The organism is Micromonospora inositola, assembly GCF_900090285.1.
GTDB classification, from domain to species: domain Bacteria; phylum Actinomycetota; class Actinomycetes; order Mycobacteriales; family Micromonosporaceae; genus Micromonospora; species Micromonospora inositola.
Genome location: NZ_LT607754.1, coordinates 1,154,045 through 1,170,490 on the forward strand (window position 1 = coordinate 1,154,045; position 16,446 = coordinate 1,170,490).

Genomic DNA, 16,446 nt, shown 5'->3' on the forward strand with positions numbered 1-16,446 from the left:
ATCGACGGCGTACCAATCTCGGCGACGGCGGGCGCCACCGGGCACCTTCGCAGCCTACGATCGCCGGGTGACGAGTGCGTCGACAGCACAGAGCGCGAGCGCGGGCCGTCCCGGATCGGACCGGACCACGCCCGCCCACCCCGCCGCCGGCCCGGTCGGCGAGTCCGTGGCGACCGGCGGGAGCGGCGTCCCGGCCATCGTCCGGCGGCGGCTCGCCACCGTCGACGCCCGGCTCGACGGGCACGCCTGGCTGGCCACCGGGGTGGTGGTGCTGATCGCGGCGATCCTGCGGTTCGTCGGCCTGAGCGGCCCCAAGGGCAAGATCTTCGACGAGATCTACTACGCCCGCGACGCGTACGGCCTGATCGACCGGGGCGTCGAATGGAACTACAAGGACAACGGCCCGTCGTACGTGGTGCACCCGCCGCTGGGGAAGTGGCTGATCGGGTTCGGCGAGTGGGCCTTCGGCTACCAGGACGCCGAGACGAAGCTGTCCGTCCCGGGGCACCTGATGACCACCGCGCCGGAGTTCGGCTGGCGCTTCGCGGCCGCCGTCGCCGGGACGCTGTCGGTGCTGCTGCTGGTCCGGATCGGCCGGCGGCTGTTCCGCTCCACCACGCTGGGCTGCGCGGCCGGGCTGCTGCTCACCCTGGACGGCTTCCATCTGGTGCTCTCCCGCACCGCCCTGCTCGACATCTTCCTGCTGCTCTTCGTGCTGGCCGCGTTCGGCGCCCTGGTGCTCGACCGGGACGCCCGCCGGCGCCGCTGGGCCCGGGCGCTGGACGCCGGGCTGGACCCGTCCCGTCCGGGGCGGGCCGGCCGGCCGCCGTCGGGCTGGCGGGACTGGCCGTGGTGGCGGCTGCTCGCCGGGGTGCTGCTCGGCTGCGCCTGCGCGGTCAAGTGGAGCGGCCTCTACTTCGTGCCGGCCTTCGCGCTGCTGGTGATCCTCTGGGAGGTCGGCGTCCGCCGCTCCGCCGGGGTACGCCGCCCGTGGCGGGACGCCCTCCTCGACGAGCTGCCCTGGCTGCTGGCGGCCGGGGTGCTGATGGTCGGCACCTACCTGGTCACCTGGTCCGGCTGGCTGCTCACTGACGACGGCTACTACCGCCTGGCCAGCCGTTACCCGAACACCCCGGGGCTGAGCGACGCCCCGGTGATCGGCCCACTGATCAACCTGTGGGAGTACCACAAGGCCGCGTACGGGTTCCACACTCAGTTGGACGACCCGCACAAGTACCAGTCCTGGCCGTGGCAGTGGCTGCTGCTCGGCCGGCCGGTCGCCTTCTACTGGTCGGGCGAGGGCGCCTGCGGCGCGCCGAGCTGCGCCTCGGAGATCCTGCTGCTCGGCACCCCGCTGCTCTGGTGGTCGTTCCTGCCGGCGCTGGCGGCGACCGTCTGGCTCGGGGCGGCCCGGCGGGACTGGCGGGCCGGCGCGATCCTGCTGTGCGTGGCCGCCGGCCTGCTGCCCTGGTTCTGGTTCGCCCTGGACGGGCGGACGATGTTCTCCTTCTACACCGCGCCGGCGCTGCCGTTCCTGGTGCTGGCGGTGGTCTACGTGCTCGGCGCGATCATCTCGCCGGCCGGCGCGCCCCTCGGGGCGACGGCCGCGCCCGCGGCGGAGGAGGTCTCCGACCGGCGGCTGGTCGGTGGGATCATCGCCGGCGCGTACGTGCTGCTGGTGGCGCTCTGCTTCGCCTACTTCTACCCGATCTTCGTCGGGCGGCTGCTGCCGTACGCGGACTGGTCGGCCCGGATGTGGCTGGACGGCCGCTGGATCTGACGCCCGAGGGGCGTGGCCCGCACGGCCGCCGGCGCGGGTCGGGCACACCGAAGGCGCGGATCGGGCACAGAGAAGCGCGCCCCGATCGCCTGCCACGGGGGAAGCGGGCGATTGGGGCGCGCATGAAGAGCTTAACCACACTCCAGCATGTTCACAACGGGCGGAGTTGGGTCAGATTTCCTACGGATGCACCACCGGCCGAATGGTTCACATCCGGCAATTGACGACGCCGCGGCCGACGACGAGACCACCGAGCCCCCCGCCGAGCCCCCCGAGGTCGAGCTGGTGCTCGACGTCAGCGGCTCACGCGGAGGAGGTCAGGCGGTGCGGGGGTTCCGCGGCACCCAGCCGATGAACCGGTCCTGCAGGGACGACACCGGCGCGGTGCGCAGATCCTGACTGGCGGCGGCCAGGCACGATCCGAGATAGACGCTCAGCGAAGCGCGGTCCACCTGGTACTCGTCGAGCAGCCGGGTCCGCTTCGTGGCGCACGGCCAGTCTTCGCCGCAGGAGCCGCAGGTCCAATCGGGAGTCACTGGAGCATGCTCGCCCGGCCGTGTTCCGGATTCGTCCCCACCTGTCATCCCTTATCCCCTCACCGTGCCTGGGCAGCCGCGCCGTCGCCGGACGTGGTCCGGCCGTCGAGTGTGGATCTGCTTCCCCCCAGTGACGCCCGTACAGCGCTGCGGAGCTCTCCGGCGTTACGTCGTTGCGGTACGTTCACCGGTCATGGCCGTCCGAACCCCGACCGTCGACCGGGTGCTCGCCTGGCGAGCGGGGCGTCACCTGCTCGGCCGGCCCGCCGGCACGGACGCCACCGCCGTCGGTCGTACCTGAAGGAGGTGGGTGATGCGTGACCTGCTGCCGGCGGCGGTCGCGGTGGCCGTGGCCGGTCCCGACGACTGGGCCGGCGACCTGCATCCCACCGAACTGGCCTGCCTGTCCGGCCGCGCGGTGCCGGGCCGCCGGCGCGACTTCACCGCCGGCCGGGTCTGCGCCCGGCGGGCGCTGGCCGCGCTCGGGCTGCCGGCGGCGCCGGTGCCCGCGGCGCCCGACCGGTCCCCGGTCTGGCCGGCCGGCGTGGTCGGCGCCATCACCCACACCGACGGCTACTGCGCGGCGGCCGCGGCCCGGTCCGGCGAGATCCGGTCGGTCGGCATGGACGCCGAGCGGCACCGGGAGCTCAACCCGGGGGTACGCCGGATGATCTGCCTGCCGGAGGAGGAGGCGGAGCTCGCCGGGATGCCGGCCGGGGTCTCCTGGCCGGCGGTGGTGTTCAGCGCCAAGGAGACGGTCTACAAGCTCTGGCACCCGGTCGTCGGCACCTGGCTGGACTTCCACGACGCCCGGGTGACCCTCGACCCGGACGCCGGGACGTTCATCGCCCGGATCGCCCCGGCCCGGCGGTACACCGCCCCGGTCGCCGACCCGCCGGCGCTGGTCACCGGGCGGTTCACCGTCGACGCCGACCTGGTCCGCACCGCCGCCGTACTACCGCTGCCTTGAGGCCGTGGCGGGCGGTTGTCCATCACCGGTACCGGGCGAGACCCTGGTCATCGAAGACGAGGACGGCACGATCCAGCTCACCGTCGACAACTTCCGCGTGAAGGACAAGAACGGCACGGTGGAGTACCAGCACCGCCGCAGCTCAGGCAGCCATCCATTCCTTTTGGGAGCCGTCATGACAGTCGACCTACCCGCTCCGGCGGTCGCCGCAGGAGCCGCTACAGAGGTCTGCGCCCGCCACGGTCAGCCCGCCGCCCGGCAGAAGAAGGTGGTTTTCCGGTCCTACACCCCGAAGTGGGCCTACCTGCTGATCCTCGTCGGAGTGTTGCCGTTCGCGATCGTCGCCGCCGCCCTGCAGAAGCGGGTCAAGGCGCCGTCCTGGCCGTTCTGCCAGGACTGCGGGAAATTACGCACCCGCCGGTTCCTCATCGGCGTCGGCCTGGTGGCGCTCGCCGTCGTCGGCGCGGTTGTCGTCCCCGCCCTCCTCTCGGCCAACGACCCGACCGCCGGCCCGATCGTGCTGGTGTTCGTGCTGATGGTCATCGCGGGGCTGGGCGTTGCGAGCACCGCCGCGTACGGGCCGATCGCCTCCGGGTACGTGTCGAACGACGGCAACACGGTCCACATCCGACGCGCCCACGAGCGTTTCGCCGAGCAGGCCGCGGCCATCCAGGCGGCCGCGCTGCAGCAGTACCAGCCCTACCCGCACGCCGCGCCGCAGCAGTACGCGCCCTATCCGCACTCCGGGGCCCCCGTCCCCCCGCACCACCAGCCGGAGCAGCCGTACGGGGAACGATAGCCGGGACGGGAAGGATGGCCGTTCCCCGCTCGGGGAGCGGCCCCGTCGCGGCCCACACCGACCCCGCCGCCGGCCAGGACGTCGCCCTCGTCCCGGTGGAGGTGCCGATCACCCTTCGCCGGGTGGGCCTCCGCCGTTACCCGGTCAAGCCGTCGGCCGTGTCGTACTCGCGTGGCAGCATCACGTCATGCCGACATCGAAGCAGCCAGTGACGGCCCCGACCGACGCCAGCGTCGACGACTTCCTGGCCGCCGTTCCCGACGACCGCCGGCGGGCCGACGCACAGCGCCTCTGCACGATCCTGCGCGAGGTGACGGGCGAGCCGGCGGTGATGTGGGGCCCGAGCATCGTCGGCTTCGGCAGCTACCGCTACACCTATGAGAGCGGGCGCACCGGCGACTGGCCGCTTGCCGGCTTTTCGCCGCGCAAGCAGCAGCTCGTCGTCTACCTCGTGGGTGGCTTCGAGGAGCGGTACGCGTCGGTGCTCGCTCGGCTCGGTCCGCACAAGACCGGGAAGGGTTGCCTTTACCTGAAGCGGCTCGACGACGTCGACGAGACCTCGCTGCGCGAGCTGATCGAGCGCACGGTGCGGGTGCACAAGGGCGTCGACCGGGCCAGCAAGAGCCGATAGCGGGGCGGCCCGGGCCTCAGCGGGTGACGTCGTGCACGTGGTGCTCGATGTCGTGCAGGAAGTAGACCGCGAAGGTGCGCACGGTGAACACCGAGCCATTGCTCCGCCGGCCCGGCCGCTCCCACTGGTCCGCCCGGACCGCGTCGAACGCCGCGGCCGTCGCCTCCGCCTCCGCGGTCAGCTGGTCGGCCACCTCCGCCGGGGCCTGGTGGAAGTAGCCCTCCTCGACCGCCGTCGCGTCCTGGTCCCAGTTGGCGAAGACCGGATCGTCCTCCCGCAGCATCAGCTCCAGCCGGCCGCGGAAGATCCGGCAGGTGTCGCGCACGTGGCAGGCGTACTCCACCGGTGACCAGACCGTCGGCGACGGCCGTACGGAGGCGTCGTCCCGGGCCAGGGCGGCCTGCCAGCTCGGGATCGTGGCGCGCAGCCGCTCCCCCGTGGACGTGACCTCCTGTGGGGAGAAGCCGCACTCCGCGCAGCCTTCGGTGATGACGAACGTCCAGTCGGCGGTCTCTGGCGTGATGGCGGGTGGCAGCTGCATGGGCGGAGTCTGTCATCCCGCACTACCGGCTCGCCCACCCGTGGCCGTTGACGAGATCGAGGGCCAGCCACAGCGGCGGATCCGCCGACCCTTCCGCCCCCACCAGTTGGGTCGGCGCCGCCGGGCCCGCGGTGGCTGACCCGCCGGGTCCCCCGGGCGAGGGAGCGATGCCCCTCCTGGCCGGGAGGCACCGTGTCCGGCCCGACGACAGGGTGGAGGCATGACACTCAGCCTGCCGCCCGTGGCCCCACCGGCCTCGGACCGTCGTGCGCTCCTGCCGTACCTCGTCCTCGCCTGGGCCGCGGGCTACGGCGCACTCCGCCTGTGGTGGGCGGTCGCCGGAGCACCGGAGTTCCCGCCGCTCGGCACCGATCTGGTGGTCTTCACCGGCTGGTGGGCGGTGGCGCTCTGCGCCGCCGCCGCGCTGGTCGCCGGCGGCCTCGCGACCGCCCGGTCCTGGCGTCCGGCGTTGGCCGCGGCCGGCTGGGTGGTCTGTGCGGCGATCGTGCTCTCCTGCGCGCTGCTCCTGCTCGACCTGGTCGGCTTCCTGATCCTGGCGCCCACCGAGGCGTTCACGGTGGCCGGATTCGTCAGCCGGATCGGCTGCCTCACCGGCGCGGTGCTGCTGAACGCGGCGATCGTCGGCCACCGGCGGCGGTACCGCGGCGACTGCCGAGGCTGCGGGCGTACCGGCCCGCTGGTGCAGCGCCGCGTGGGCGCCGGGGCACCAGGCTGGGCGCGGGCGGCCGCGTACGCGGCGGCCGCCGGCTGTCTGCTGCGCCTGGCCGCCCAGGTGGCGGTCGGCTTCGGCGACCTGCCCCCGGCGCAGGGGGCGTCGATGGTCGCCTTCGAGGTGGGCTTCCTGCTCGCCGGGGTGCTGCTGCCGTTGGCCCTGGTGCACTCCTGGGGTCGGATCTGGCCCGGCTGGGTGCCGCTGCTGGCCGGCCGCCGGATCCCGCGCGCGGTGCTGCTCGTCCCGGCGGCGGTCTTCTCGGTCGGTCTGATCGTCTACTTCGGCGTCGGCATCGCCGGACTCGCCGTCGAGACGGTCACCGGCACCTTCGACCCGGGTGACGGCCGCTACCCGTTGGCGTTCTTCTGGTTGGCCGAGCCGGCGTACTGGGTGTGGGGCTGGGGGCTCGGCCTGGCCGCGCTGAGCTTTCACCAGCGGACCCGCCGGCCGTGCCGGGCCTGCGGCCGGTGATGGGAGTGGTTGGGCTCCTATCCTGGGCCGATGGACCTGGAGTTCAGCGGCGAGATGTGGTTCTGGAGAGGTCCAGCGCCCTGGCACTTCATCACCGTTCCGGAAGCGGAATGCCACGAGCTGAACGGGGCTTCGCGGTTGGTGAGCTACGGCTGGGGGATGATCCCGGTCATGGCTCAGATCGGGGAAACCCGGTGGGAGACCTCGCTCTTCCCCAAAGACGGGCGTTACCTCGTGCCGGTGAAGGCGAGAGTGCGGAAGGTGGAAGGGCTCGAGGTGGGGGACGTGGTGACGGTTCGTCTGGTCGTCGACGTCTGACCAACTCCTCGACCATCTCGGTCGCCCAATCGACCTGCCGGTGCCGGCGGGCGAGGGTGAGGGCGACGGCGACCAGTACTCCTCGTACGAGACGCGCGGCACCGAATCTCCCTCGTCGGATCACGAGGGCGTGCTTTGCAGCCCCCAAGGAAGACGGCAACCACCCACGACCCAGGATGACCAAATCCCGCGATCTGGTACCAAACGACACGCCGCTCGGCTCCGCGCGCAGCGGCGTCTGGTGTCTCAGGCTTGGCCGGTGACAGAACCTGTTCGTGGACCGGGAAGGCCAAGGCCGTTCGGCGCGGAGCGCGATCCTGCGCGGGTCGTCGCGTTCAGCGATGCGGTCATCGCCATCGCCGTCACTCTGCTTGTCCTGGAGATCCGCCCGCCACAGGACACCCGGCACCTGCTCCACGGCCTCGCCACGCTCTGGCCGTCTTACCTGGCTTACGTCATCACCTTCATGCTGATCGGGCAGGTGTGGGCCAATCATCACGTCATGTTCGACCACATCCGTAGTGCCGACCGGGTGGTGCTGTTCCTGAACACCGTGCTGCTGATGGACATCGCGTTCCTGCCGTTCGCCGCCTCCGTTCTGGCCCAGGCGTTCCGCGACGGACAGGGGCAGCGCACCGCCGTCGTCTTCCACGGCATCGCGTTCGAATTGGCAGCCATTCTGTTCAACGTCATCTGGTGGTACGCGCGCCATAACCGCCGGCTGCTCACCACCACCATCGATTCCGCCGGTGTAAGAGCCATCAGCCGGCGCTACCGGCTCGCCCTTGCCTGGATCGGTACCGGAACCGTGCTGGGCGCCCTGGTCCCCGCCCTCGGCGTGGCTGTGATCGCCGCGTTCATTCCCTTCTACTGGCTGCCCATCCGGGGCGAGATCGCCCGGGTGAAGCGTCGGCGCGACGGTGGCGGTCAGCCATGACTCGGGACAGTACGCTGCGTAGTAGCCTCGCCCACCGACCTACCCTTTCTCGCCACTACTGACCGCATGATCGGGCACGGCACGGGCACATGCCAGCAGCCGCTAGATCCCCGTGGCCTGGTGTGCTTGCTAGATACTTCCGGGATGGGCACGCCCTACACTCCTGCGGCGAGGTTCCGCCGCACGCAAGCCGAACGCATAGATCAACTGCTGTCATGGAAGCGGTCGGACCAGGCGTTCTTCGCCGCTGGCGCATGCCACGTGCTCGCCTGGGTCGCCGTCGAGCGGTACGCCTCAGCCGGTTTCGGCATCGTGGGCCTACGTAAGCTCGGTGAGCCCTGTGTCAGTCACGTGATCATCAGCAACGGCCGCTGGGCCTTCGACCACGATGGCTGGACACCCCTGCCCGAGCTGCTGCGCGCCACAGCGGAGTACGAAACAGACCCGAGCTGGGAGCAACTGCCAATCACCTCGATACTTCGGCAGTTCTGCGCCGCTCACAACCACCGAATGCCGGAGCAGTACGCGCACGACCCGCTGCCGCGTGCCCGGAAATACCTGCAACAGCGGCCCCGCCCACCGGAGGTGGTCTGAACCCCGGACGCCTGCCTTCCTACTGCCGTCACGGGTCGCGACTGGCGAGCTGGAACCGATCGATCGCCCAAGAGCCTGCGACGGTCGGAACGAGTGGTGCCCGCTGACTCAACCGCCGCTAACCCGAATTATCGATGTCAGCGGGATGAGATCCGGGGCAAGCAGCCCGGCGAGCACGTCCAGAAGGGGACGCCCGTGACGCCACCGACAAACTTCATGAGCTGACACAGCCCGGGGGAGGTGCTGTACTCCGCTGCTGCATAAGATCGAAAAAGGCCGTCTCCGACTGACGGAAACGGCCTTTGACCTGGGGTGGAGCTGAGGGGATTTGAACCCCTTACACCCACGGTAGCGAGGGAACATCACCAACCGAACCGTTCGGCCTTGCGACCAGGGCGGAGACTGCCGGCCCTTGCCAACGCCTGTCGCCGTTCGTCGCTCTCAGTTGTAGTGGATCTGTACCCGATGATCTTGTGCACGCTCCTGCCGCTGCATCCAAGGTTCCGTTCGGCGAAGCGGGCCCTACCTGGCTTGCGCTCACCTGCACTTAGAACTCCTAACAGAATGATCTAGGGCGTTCGTCCTTGATGGACGACCGGCTAGAGTGCTCGGCCGTGAGGAGGGGTGAGCAGCCGCCGTGGGTCGTCTCGGACGAGTTGTGGGCTAGACCACCAGGCCGTCGCGCTCCTGCTCAACTGGCGAACACGGTGGCGCGCGAGTCCGATACCTCTGCGTGCGGAATCCGTAACCGTCATGCCCCTGAAGCGGGCCCGGCGGGGGCTGAGTTGAGCGAGCGCAGCCTGCCGTCGGGCCCGCTGGGGCACTGCGTCTACTTCGCCAACCCGAATCCACCGATGGTGGTCGTGAGGTTCTCGGCCAGTAGCTTGCGAATCTCCGCGCCATGCGGAGTGGCCCAGTCCCTGGCGAGTTCGCCGAGGACCGCGGCGGTGGTGATCAGGTTGACGCCGGCCTGAATCATGCGCAGTCGGGCTATTTCTTCGGAGTACTGGAACACCGACCCTCCGGCGTCGAGCACCGCGTAGACCTCGTATCCGGCCCGCTTGGCGCTGAGGGCGGTGTAGACCAGGCATCCGTCGTTGGTGGTGCCGGCCATGATCAGGGTCCGGCGACCGGTGGCCTCGACTGCCCGCACGAAGTCCGGGTCGTCCCAGGAGTCGACGATGCCGGTGCGCTTGATCCGGTTCGCGTAGGCCTCCGGGTTGACTTCCTCCAGCCCGGGCATCCACCAGTCCTTGTTGTCGTCCTCGGTGCTGCTGGTCCAGACGTTGGGCATGCCGAGGACCTTGGCCGCCTTGACCAGGGTGATGCTGTTCAACTTGGCGACCTCGGGCGACTGGGTCTTGATGAACCCCATCGAGATGACCTGGTGGTCGATCAGGATCAGAGCACTGTCCTGCGCCTTCAGGTTTGTCATGGTTTGTAACTCCAGATCGGTATGGCGAGCCCTCGTGGGTCCACCGCTTGTTCCCCCGAGCGGTTGGCTCGGGTAGCTAGCGAGATATGCCGGGCGGGATGTCGCCGGCGGGGTTCCGGACGGACTGTCAGGCGGTGCCGGGCTCGGGCTATGCGCAGCCGTCCGGGGTGCAGACGCCGTCGGCGCCAGCGACGACCGGCAGCGACTGCGGCGTGGGGTGACTTTCGTCCCATGCCTTGGTGATCACCGCCAGCAGGTCATCGGTACCGATGGCCCCGGGGACGGCGAAGCGGCCGTCGAACACGAGGAACGGCGCGCCACGGGCGCCGAGGCGCTGTGCCTCACGCTGGTCGGCCGATACGCGGGCCCGGTAACGGCGGCTGCGCAGTGCCTCGGCTGCCTCCGTACGGTCCAGGCCCACCTCGGCGGCGAAGTCGAGGACCTCGTCGGCGGTCCACAGCTTGCGGGCCTGCCCGAAGTGCGCGCGGAACATCGCCGTCCAGATCTCGTTGGCCCGGCCCTGGTCCGCGGCGTAGGCGAGCAGCTCGTGGGCCAGGTCGGTCGGGCCGAGCGTGCGATCGACCGCGCGGTAGGGCGTCAGGCCCTCCGCCTTGGCGGCCCGCTCGATCGGCCGCAGGACCCGCTCGACGGTCGACGCGGGTGCCCCGGCCATCCCGATCAGCTCCCGCTGAGTGACGCCCGACCGTGGCAGGTCAGGGTGCAGCTGGAACGACCGGTGGACCACCTGCACCTGGTCGCCGTAGGCGAACCGGTCCAGGGCCAGGTGGAGTCGGTGGTCCATCAGCCCGCAGTACGGGCAGACGATGTCTGACCAGAACTCGATCTTCATCGCACGCTCCCTTCATTTCCTACTCTCTGTTCGTAGGCCCATGATGCATTAGAATCGGAAGCGTGCAAAAGGCACATTCATGTGCGTGTAGGCCGCGCAAAAGGCACATTCATGTGCGTAGAGGCTGAGCAGAAGGGGTGGCAGGTATGCGTGCGGAGGATCTTCGGCGGAGGCGGACCAACGTCCGGGCGAACGTCCGGAGAGTGCCAGGGCCCTGTGCGCACTGGAACGACGAAGACGCCGACTTCATCCGCGAGGTCCTGGATCTTGTCGGTGACAAGTGGAGCGTGTTGATCATCGGTACGCTCGCCGACAATCCCGTCCGCTACTCGGACCTGGCCGACGCGATCCCCGGCATCTCCCAGCGCATGCTCACGCTGACCCTGAAGCACCTGCAGCGCACCGGGCTCGTCACCCGGACCTCCTACCCGGAAGTCCCGCCGCGCGTCGAATACGCCCTCACCGAACTCGGCACCTCGCTTCTGTCGACCGTCCTGGCCCTGGCGGCCTGGTCCGCCGACAACCACGCCGAGATCCGCCGTCACCAGATCGCATACGACAGCGCCGACGAGACGTAGGGAGCGGTCCGGTGGGTGATCGAACGCACGATCGCCTGGTACCACGGCATGAAACGGCTACGCATCCGGTGGGAACGCCGCGACGACATCCACGAAGCCTTCCTCGCCCTGGCCACCTGCATCATCACGTACCGACACGTCGCACGACTTTGTTAGGACCTCTTAGGATCCTGCTCATGGATTCCCGTTGGGCGATCGCGGAGATCGACGAGTTTCTGGCCCTCACGGAGCTTCGTCCGGCCTCGCTCACCAGTCGTCGACGCGCGAACCGAGGAAGAGACGGGGACATCATCGCCAAGGCTCAAGTAGTCGAGCAGATCCTGGACCGCGTGGTCAGAGGCTGGCGACGCGATTCCGTATCGGGCTCCAGAAACATCAGCGTGAACCGGTGGTGTCAACACATGGAGGCGGCCGAACGCGCAAGGGCCGAGCTCGTCCGGCGCGAGGAAATCCGCGAAAAGCTAGGCGACAACGCACCCGAGTTGAATGCAGCTCGTCTCCACCCTTGGATCTGGGATGGTGCTCGCTCCCTTTGGCAGAGCCAGCACTACCGAGAGGCGGTTCGCGCGGCCACGATCAAGCTCAACGCGGAAACTCAGAACAAGACGGGGCGCTTCGATATATCAGAAACCGACCTCTTCAAGCAAACCTTCACGACAGACTCTCCGCAGCCAGGAAAGCCGCGCCTGCGCCTAGTACTCCAGCCGGAGATCGTGATCACGGTTCGGTGAGGGCTTGTCGGGCGTAGTGGCTGGCTTTGGCTCGGGCTTGGTGGCGCCGTCGCCAGATCGACCACTTGAGCTGGTCAGCGTGGCGTCGGCTGGGTTCGATGACCAGGGCGTTGAACAGGCGATGGAGTTCGTTGACGGTCAGTGGGATCAGCCCGGACGGGCTCGGTTGGGTTCGGCGAGCGGTGGCGGTGGCAAGGAAGGCGTGGGCGAGGATCGCCAGGGTGGTCCATCGGTGCCAGGAGGTCCAGCGCCGGTTCTGGTGTTGGTCCAGGCCGAGGGCGGTCTTCGCGGTCTGGAACGACTCTTCAATCTTCCAGCGGCGGCCGGCCACGGACACCAGCGCGCCCAGTGGCGCGGGCTCGGGTGACCAGCAGCGGTAGAAGGCCAGCTCACCGGTGCGGCGGTGGCGGCGGATCAGCAGCCAGTGGTGGCCGGCGTGTGCGTCGGCGTGCGCGGGCAACGGCATCCAGGCCCAGTCGTAGTAGCGGTGCCCCTTGGCGCCGGCACCGGCCGAGACGCGCTGCCAGGCGGTACGGGTCAGGCCGGCGGCGAGGTGGTCGACCCGCCGGCTGCCGATGCCGGTGATCACCTGATGGGAGCAGGCCACCGCGAGGACGTAGCCGAGGCGGTGACCGCGTAGCGCGGCGGCCAGCCGCGGGTCACCGCCGTAGGCCTCATCGCCGGCCACCCATCGACACGGCAGGCCGGCGGCGACAGCCTCGTCGATCATCCGTGCCGCCAGCTGCGGCTTGGTGGCGAACCTGATCTCGTCGGGGACACCTGCCTCGCTCCTGCGTGACGGGTTCTCACACCACACCTTGGGTAGGTAGAGCGCCGCGTCGATCAGGGCGTGCCCGGCCTCGGTGGCGTAGACCAGATGCACCGCCAGCTGACAGTTCTCGATCTTCCCGGCGGTGCCCGAGTACTGGCGCTGCACCCCGACGGTGTGATGGCCCTTCTTCAGATCTCCTGTCTCGTCTACGACCAGAACCGCGTCGGGGTCACCCAGGTGCTCCGCGACGAACCCCCGCACGTCCGCGCGGACCTGCTCGTCGTCCCACTTCGCCCGGGCGAGCAGGTCCTGCATCCCGTCCGGCGAGGCGTCCCCGGCGTGCTCGGCGATTGTCCAACAGTTCTTCCGCGGCAGCGGCGCCAACAAGCCCCGCACGAAGTCCCGCACCCGCCGACGCGGCTCCGGCCTGCGGAAACGCGATCCCACGGTCAACATCAGGTCGTCGAACAACACACGCCACCGCTGGGCGTCTACCCTGTAAGCCGCAGCCACCGCCGCGTCATGGTCAGTCCACACAACCGTCCATGCTCGACGGTGGCTGCACCCACTCCAGCCCCGGGGGAACCTCGCCCCGACTCAGATCAACATCTCCGGCTGGAGTACTAGCCGAAGTTGATGGCTCGCAGACGTTCCATAGCCTGCATCGAGGGGTTATGGCGTTTGCAGAAGGTTGTTATGCAGCAATCCGCAACCCGGCGAGCCACGTGGTGCAGGCAGATCTGTCAGAGGATGAGGCGCTCGAACAGCTTGCCGCCCTGAGTGTCCTTGCCCGCTGGGTGGACAGTGCAACGGTCGAGATGTATTCGTGTCCTGACCTCGCGACCTAGCCATCCCGTCGGCCTTCGTCCGCACACCCGTGGAGTGGGTGGGGCCTGCCTGGTCAAGGTGGAGCACCCAGCGGCTGAACGACCTTGACCGGGCAGGCCCCACCGGCTCGGCTCCGCCCGGACGAAGGTTGTCGGGATGGCGCCACCATCCCGGAGTGCCCGAGAACCCCGCCGGAGGCACTGCCCTTTTGCCCGACCAATACGAAGCCCCGGATCCGCCAGTCCTCATGGCGGCCCGGGGCTTCGTCGTATGTCGCGCCGCCGGCGGGCTATCACCGACGCGCTGGCGGCCGAAGGCCAGAGGCGCGGCGGCGGGCCACCGGCCCGGCCCTGGTTCGGCGGCGCGAGCGGCCCGCGACGCGGGCCGCCTTGATCTCGTACAGAAACTCCTCACACGATGAGGCTCATCATCATGTCCGGTCTCAGGACCTGCGTGACATATCGGTATCAGGACCTGGGTGACACTCCGCCCTCCGTAGCAGACGCTTGGCCAAGGTCGACGAGCTAATCCGAACCCGCGGCTTCAGCTGATGGGTGAAACTCCGTCGACTGTCGCTTCCCAAGGTCGCGCTAGGTGTTCTGCCGTGGCGAGCGGCTTCGTCGTTCCTGGCTCGTTTGGATGGAGTGATACGAGAGGAAGCGCCATGAGTATGTTGGGACTCTGCGTCGGGCTGATGAGGGATGGGTGAGCCGGGCGGCGAGCGGCTCGTACGCGAGGAAGCTGGCTGGATGCGGGCGAGCTTCCTGGAGTTGCTCTTCGATCTTGTGTTCGTGTTCGCGCTCAATCAGGTCGGCTTGCGGCTGATCAAGGACTTCGGCACCGGGCACGAGCTCCTGATCGGTGAGGCTGCCCCGACCTTGCTGCTGTTCCTGGCGTTCTGGGTCCTGTGGTTGTCGACGGTCGCGTTGACCAGCCGGCGAAGTCCGGATTTGCTGCTGGTCCAGATCGTGGTGTTCCTGGCGATGGCCGGCGCCGTGGTGATGGCCGTCGTGGTACCGCAGGGGTTCGAGCAGCGGGCTCTCGTCTTCGCCGGCGCCTATGCGGCGGTCCGGATAAGCCGCCTGCTGCTCCTCCTGGTCTTCCGCCGGCTAGGGTTCACTCCCTCAACGGGGCTCTGGGTTGCTGTGGGCGCGGTGCTGTGGATCGTGGGCGCGCTGGTGCACGAGCAGGGTCTCCGCGCCGTGCTCTGGACCCTCGGGCTGGCCATCGGCTACTTCAGGTTCACGGCCGGCTTTAAACGATTCACTGGCGCACCGATCGCGGGCGAGCACCTGGCCGACCGGTTGCAGCAGTTCTATTTGATCACGTTAGGTGAGGCGATCTTCGTGGCCGGCAAGGCGCTTAGCGCCGGTGACTTAGGCACCCCGCATGCGACCGGGCTCGGGCTGGCGTTCGTCGCCGTCGTGCTGCTCTGGCGGGTCTATTTCTTCCGGGCCGGCGCTGTCCTGCCGCTGGCCATCACGGGTGCCCGGAACCCGCTCCGGCAGTCCGTGGCGGTAGCCGGGACTCACCTACTCATGATCGCCGGTGTCTTCCTGGCCGGTGTCAGCTTCGAGCTGTACATCGTGGAGCCGCTCGGCCGGCCGGAACCGAACTGGCTCATCGCCATCCTCGGCGGGCCCGCGCTGTTCCTGGCCGGCCGGTCACTTCTCGAACTGCAGGTCTTCAGCCGAATCTCCCGATCGCGGCTGGCCGGCCTGCTCGCCCTGGGCCTCCTGATCCCCGCCACCTGGCACCTGCCACCCCTGGCCGCCGGTGGCGCCGCCGCCGCGGTACTGGCCGGAGTCGCCGGCTCGGACGCTTGGCGCGCCCGGGGCCGCGCACCCGAGCTACCCGCCCCGCGGATCTGACCCACCACGGAATCCCGGTCCTTCACGGGCGAACCGTCAGGGCCAGGGACCAGACGGGCCTCAAGAAATACCCAACGTCAAAAGGTCGTCTAGCCGGACGTGTCGCCCACGTCCCGAGACTGGTTTGTCACGCAGGTCCTGAGACCCGACATGAGGCTCATCATCATGTCCCGTCACGGCACATGCTTGACACTCGCGTCCCGCCAGATGCTTGACAAGATCCGGAAATTGAGGGGCCGAGGGCCTGGATGAGGTCGACTACGCTCCTGGCATGTTGGCCACGATCTCCGCCGTCATGGTCCGATACCGGCGGCCGATCCTCACCGTTGCACTTGTCCTGGCCGTGGTCCTGGCCGTGGTCCGCCAGCTGTCACCCACGCTGGGCCTGATCCTGGCCATCGCGACAAGCCTCACCGGCGTGCTGGTTCTGTTGCTGGCGCTTGCCCTGCTCGCCCTACGGCGACCACGGCCGGCAGCCTTTCTGGTCAAGCCCGAGGTTCGGGCGTTCGCCACTGAACCGAGCGCGGTCCAGATCTATCTGGCCGTAGGGCTCACGTTCGTGGCCTCCTCGCAGCTGCTGACCATTGGCACCTTCCACAGGGTCAGCGTGGGCCTGGTCCTGGTGTTGCAGTTCCTGCTCCTCGTCGCCATCGGTATCCAGCTTGCCGCCAGCTGGCGCGGTTCTTCGATCGAGCTACGACCGGACGGTGTCTATCAACGCGACTTCGTCGGCTCCTTGATGGTGCCGTGGGAGGCCCTGGCACCCGGCCGCCCTTCCCGGCCCGCAGTCAGGGCCTCCACCCTGGCGCTGACGTACGCACAACCGGACCTGGTACGCCGCCGCGGCATCCTTCCCCTGGGCTGGCGGCGGCTGCGCACCGACAACATCCACCCATGGTTCATCGCCGACACGATCCGGCACTACGTCGACCACCCACAGCACCGGGCGGCGATAGGCGAACCAGCCGAATACCAACGGCTCTGGCATGCGCTGACGTCTGCGCCCACTGGCTCCGGCCATGGGCACGCTTCCTAGGCTCAGTGTCAAACATCAGCCGGGACGGAAATGGT

Annotated in this window: 19 protein-coding genes; 14 read left to right on the top strand and 5 right to left on the bottom strand. The window is 69.1% G+C overall.

Annotated elements, in window-relative coordinates:
* The first annotated feature begins 67 nt into the window (after window positions 1–67).
* Window positions 68–1,780, top strand: coding sequence for a dolichyl-phosphate-mannose--protein mannosyltransferase (locus GA0070613_RS05395; RefSeq protein ID WP_089011287.1), 1,713 nt, complete (start codon window positions 68–70; stop codon window positions 1,778–1,780).
* A gap of 317 nt (window positions 1,781–2,097) precedes the next feature.
* Here the strand turns inward: GA0070613_RS05395 and GA0070613_RS05400 are convergent, their stop codons facing one another.
* The gene (locus GA0070613_RS05400; protein ID WP_231929674.1) at window positions 2,098–2,316 is read right to left on the bottom strand and encodes a hypothetical protein; all 219 of its coding nucleotides are present in this window, start codon (window positions 2,314–2,316) and stop codon (window positions 2,098–2,100) included.
* A 313-nt stretch (window positions 2,317–2,629) separates the two neighbouring features.
* Here GA0070613_RS05400 and GA0070613_RS05405 point away from each other — a divergent pair, with 313 nt between their 5' ends.
* From GA0070613_RS05405 to GA0070613_RS05415, 3 genes are all read left to right on the top strand, one after another.
* Complete coding sequence (locus GA0070613_RS05405) at window positions 2,630–3,286, top strand: 4'-phosphopantetheinyl transferase family protein (RefSeq protein WP_089011289.1); 657 nt, start codon at window positions 2,630–2,632, stop codon at window positions 3,284–3,286.
* 4 nt (window positions 3,287–3,290) lie between these two features.
* Window positions 3,291–4,085, top strand: coding sequence for a hypothetical protein (locus tag GA0070613_RS05410; protein WP_089011290.1), 795 nt, complete (start codon window positions 3,291–3,293; stop codon window positions 4,083–4,085).
* A gap of 187 nt (window positions 4,086–4,272) precedes the next feature.
* Window positions 4,273–4,716 (top strand): DUF1801 domain-containing protein, encoded by a 444-nt coding sequence (locus GA0070613_RS05415; RefSeq protein ID WP_089011291.1) that lies wholly within the window; start codon window positions 4,273–4,275, stop codon window positions 4,714–4,716.
* A 16-nt stretch (window positions 4,717–4,732) separates the two neighbouring features.
* On the opposite strand, the gene GA0070613_RS05420 is transcribed toward GA0070613_RS05415, so the two are convergent.
* Complete coding sequence (locus GA0070613_RS05420; protein WP_089011292.1) at window positions 4,733–5,257, bottom strand: DinB family protein; 525 nt, start codon at window positions 5,255–5,257, stop codon at window positions 4,733–4,735.
* 220 nt (window positions 5,258–5,477) lie between these two features.
* Between GA0070613_RS05420 and GA0070613_RS05425 the strand changes: the two genes are divergently transcribed.
* From GA0070613_RS05425 to GA0070613_RS05440, 4 genes are all read left to right on the top strand, one after another.
* Complete coding sequence (locus tag GA0070613_RS05425) at window positions 5,478–6,461, top strand: hypothetical protein (protein WP_089011293.1); 984 nt, start codon at window positions 5,478–5,480, stop codon at window positions 6,459–6,461.
* Between the two features lie 30 nt (window positions 6,462–6,491).
* A complete protein-coding gene (locus GA0070613_RS05430; RefSeq protein WP_089011294.1) occupies window positions 6,492–6,779 on the top strand; it encodes a DUF1905 domain-containing protein in 288 nt (95 codons plus the stop codon).
* A gap of 259 nt (window positions 6,780–7,038) precedes the next feature.
* The gene (locus GA0070613_RS05435; RefSeq protein ID WP_197699049.1) at window positions 7,039–7,716 is read left to right on the top strand and encodes a TMEM175 family protein; all 678 of its coding nucleotides are present in this window, start codon (window positions 7,039–7,041) and stop codon (window positions 7,714–7,716) included.
* 144 nt (window positions 7,717–7,860) lie between these two features.
* Window positions 7,861–8,310 (top strand): hypothetical protein, encoded by a 450-nt coding sequence (locus GA0070613_RS05440; RefSeq protein ID WP_089015768.1) that lies wholly within the window; start codon window positions 7,861–7,863, stop codon window positions 8,308–8,310.
* A gap of 829 nt (window positions 8,311–9,139) precedes the next feature.
* On the opposite strand, the gene GA0070613_RS05445 is transcribed toward GA0070613_RS05440, so the two are convergent.
* Complete coding sequence (locus GA0070613_RS05445; RefSeq protein WP_089011295.1) at window positions 9,140–9,745, bottom strand: isochorismatase family protein; 606 nt, start codon at window positions 9,743–9,745, stop codon at window positions 9,140–9,142.
* 148 nt (window positions 9,746–9,893) lie between these two features.
* Entirely contained in the window at window positions 9,894–10,595 is a 702-nt protein-coding gene (locus GA0070613_RS05450) for a DsbA family oxidoreductase (protein ID WP_089011296.1), read from the bottom strand.
* A gap of 203 nt (window positions 10,596–10,798) precedes the next feature.
* Between GA0070613_RS05450 and GA0070613_RS05455 the strand changes: the two genes are divergently transcribed.
* From GA0070613_RS05455 to GA0070613_RS05460, 3 genes are read left to right on the top strand one after another with little or no spacing between them, the layout of a single operon-like run.
* Complete coding sequence (locus GA0070613_RS05455; protein ID WP_231929675.1) at window positions 10,799–11,173, top strand: winged helix-turn-helix transcriptional regulator; 375 nt, start codon at window positions 10,799–10,801, stop codon at window positions 11,171–11,173.
* A 15-nt stretch (window positions 11,174–11,188) separates the two neighbouring features.
* Window positions 11,189–11,329 carry a hypothetical protein gene (locus GA0070613_RS31905; protein ID WP_157746274.1) on the top strand — a complete coding sequence of 47 codons (141 nt, stop codon included), beginning with the start codon at window positions 11,189–11,191 and terminating at the stop codon, window positions 11,327–11,329.
* A gap of 20 nt (window positions 11,330–11,349) precedes the next feature.
* Complete coding sequence (locus tag GA0070613_RS05460; RefSeq protein ID WP_089011298.1) at window positions 11,350–11,904, top strand: TIGR02391 family protein; 555 nt, start codon at window positions 11,350–11,352, stop codon at window positions 11,902–11,904.
* Here the strand turns inward: GA0070613_RS05460 and GA0070613_RS05465 are convergent.
* Window positions 11,891–13,132, bottom strand: a complete 1,242-nt coding sequence (locus GA0070613_RS05465; protein ID WP_157746638.1) for an IS701 family transposase — start codon at window positions 13,130–13,132, stop codon at window positions 11,891–11,893. The genes GA0070613_RS05460 and GA0070613_RS05465 overlap by 14 nt on opposite strands.
* Window positions 13,133–13,221: 89 nt before the next feature.
* Between GA0070613_RS05465 and GA0070613_RS34300 the strand changes: the two genes are divergently transcribed.
* The 3 genes from GA0070613_RS34300 (at window position 13,222) to GA0070613_RS05480 (ending at window position 16,411) form a co-directional block, all read left to right on the top strand.
* A complete protein-coding gene (locus tag GA0070613_RS34300; protein WP_089011300.1) occupies window positions 13,222–13,524 on the top strand; it encodes a TIGR02391 family protein in 303 nt (100 codons plus the stop codon).
* A 681-nt stretch (window positions 13,525–14,205) separates the two neighbouring features.
* A complete protein-coding gene (locus tag GA0070613_RS05475; protein ID WP_089011301.1) occupies window positions 14,206–15,375 on the top strand; it encodes a low temperature requirement protein A in 1,170 nt (389 codons plus the stop codon).
* Between the two features lie 271 nt (window positions 15,376–15,646).
* Window positions 15,647–16,411 (top strand): hypothetical protein, encoded by a 765-nt coding sequence (locus tag GA0070613_RS05480; protein WP_089011302.1) that lies wholly within the window; start codon window positions 15,647–15,649, stop codon window positions 16,409–16,411.
* The last annotated feature ends 35 nt before the right edge of the window (window positions 16,412–16,446 follow it).

Bases quoted from the DNA above. Each gene is read 5' to 3' on its own strand.
- GA0070613_RS05415 (WP_089011291.1), top strand. From the start codon at position 4,273: ATGCCGACATCGAAGCAGCCAGTGACGGCCCCGACCGACGCCAGCGTC.
- GA0070613_RS34300 (WP_089011300.1), top strand. From the start codon at position 13,222: ATGCTCGACGGTGGCTGCACCCACTCCAGCCCCGGGGGAACCTCGCCC.
- GA0070613_RS05480 (WP_089011302.1), top strand. From the start codon at position 15,647: ATGTTGGCCACGATCTCCGCCGTCATGGTCCGATACCGGCGGCCGATC.
- GA0070613_RS05440 (WP_089015768.1), top strand. From the start codon at position 7,861: ATGGGCACGCCCTACACTCCTGCGGCGAGGTTCCGCCGCACGCAAGCC.
- GA0070613_RS05475 (WP_089011301.1), top strand. From the start codon at position 14,206: ATGGGTGAGCCGGGCGGCGAGCGGCTCGTACGCGAGGAAGCTGGCTGG.
- GA0070613_RS05465 (WP_157746638.1), bottom strand. From the start codon at position 13,132: ATGTTGACCGTGGGATCGCGTTTCCGCAGGCCGGAGCCGCGTCGGCGG.
- GA0070613_RS05405 (WP_089011289.1), top strand. From the start codon at position 2,630: ATGCGTGACCTGCTGCCGGCGGCGGTCGCGGTGGCCGTGGCCGGTCCC.
- GA0070613_RS05445 (WP_089011295.1), bottom strand. From the start codon at position 9,745: ATGACAAACCTGAAGGCGCAGGACAGTGCTCTGATCCTGATCGACCAC.
- GA0070613_RS05450 (WP_089011296.1), bottom strand. From the start codon at position 10,595: ATGAAGATCGAGTTCTGGTCAGACATCGTCTGCCCGTACTGCGGGCTG.
- GA0070613_RS05430 (WP_089011294.1), top strand. From the start codon at position 6,492: ATGGACCTGGAGTTCAGCGGCGAGATGTGGTTCTGGAGAGGTCCAGCG.
- GA0070613_RS05420 (WP_089011292.1), bottom strand. From the start codon at position 5,257: ATGCAGCTGCCACCCGCCATCACGCCAGAGACCGCCGACTGGACGTTC.
- GA0070613_RS05425 (WP_089011293.1), top strand. From the start codon at position 5,478: ATGACACTCAGCCTGCCGCCCGTGGCCCCACCGGCCTCGGACCGTCGT.
- GA0070613_RS05460 (WP_089011298.1), top strand. From the start codon at position 11,350: ATGGATTCCCGTTGGGCGATCGCGGAGATCGACGAGTTTCTGGCCCTC.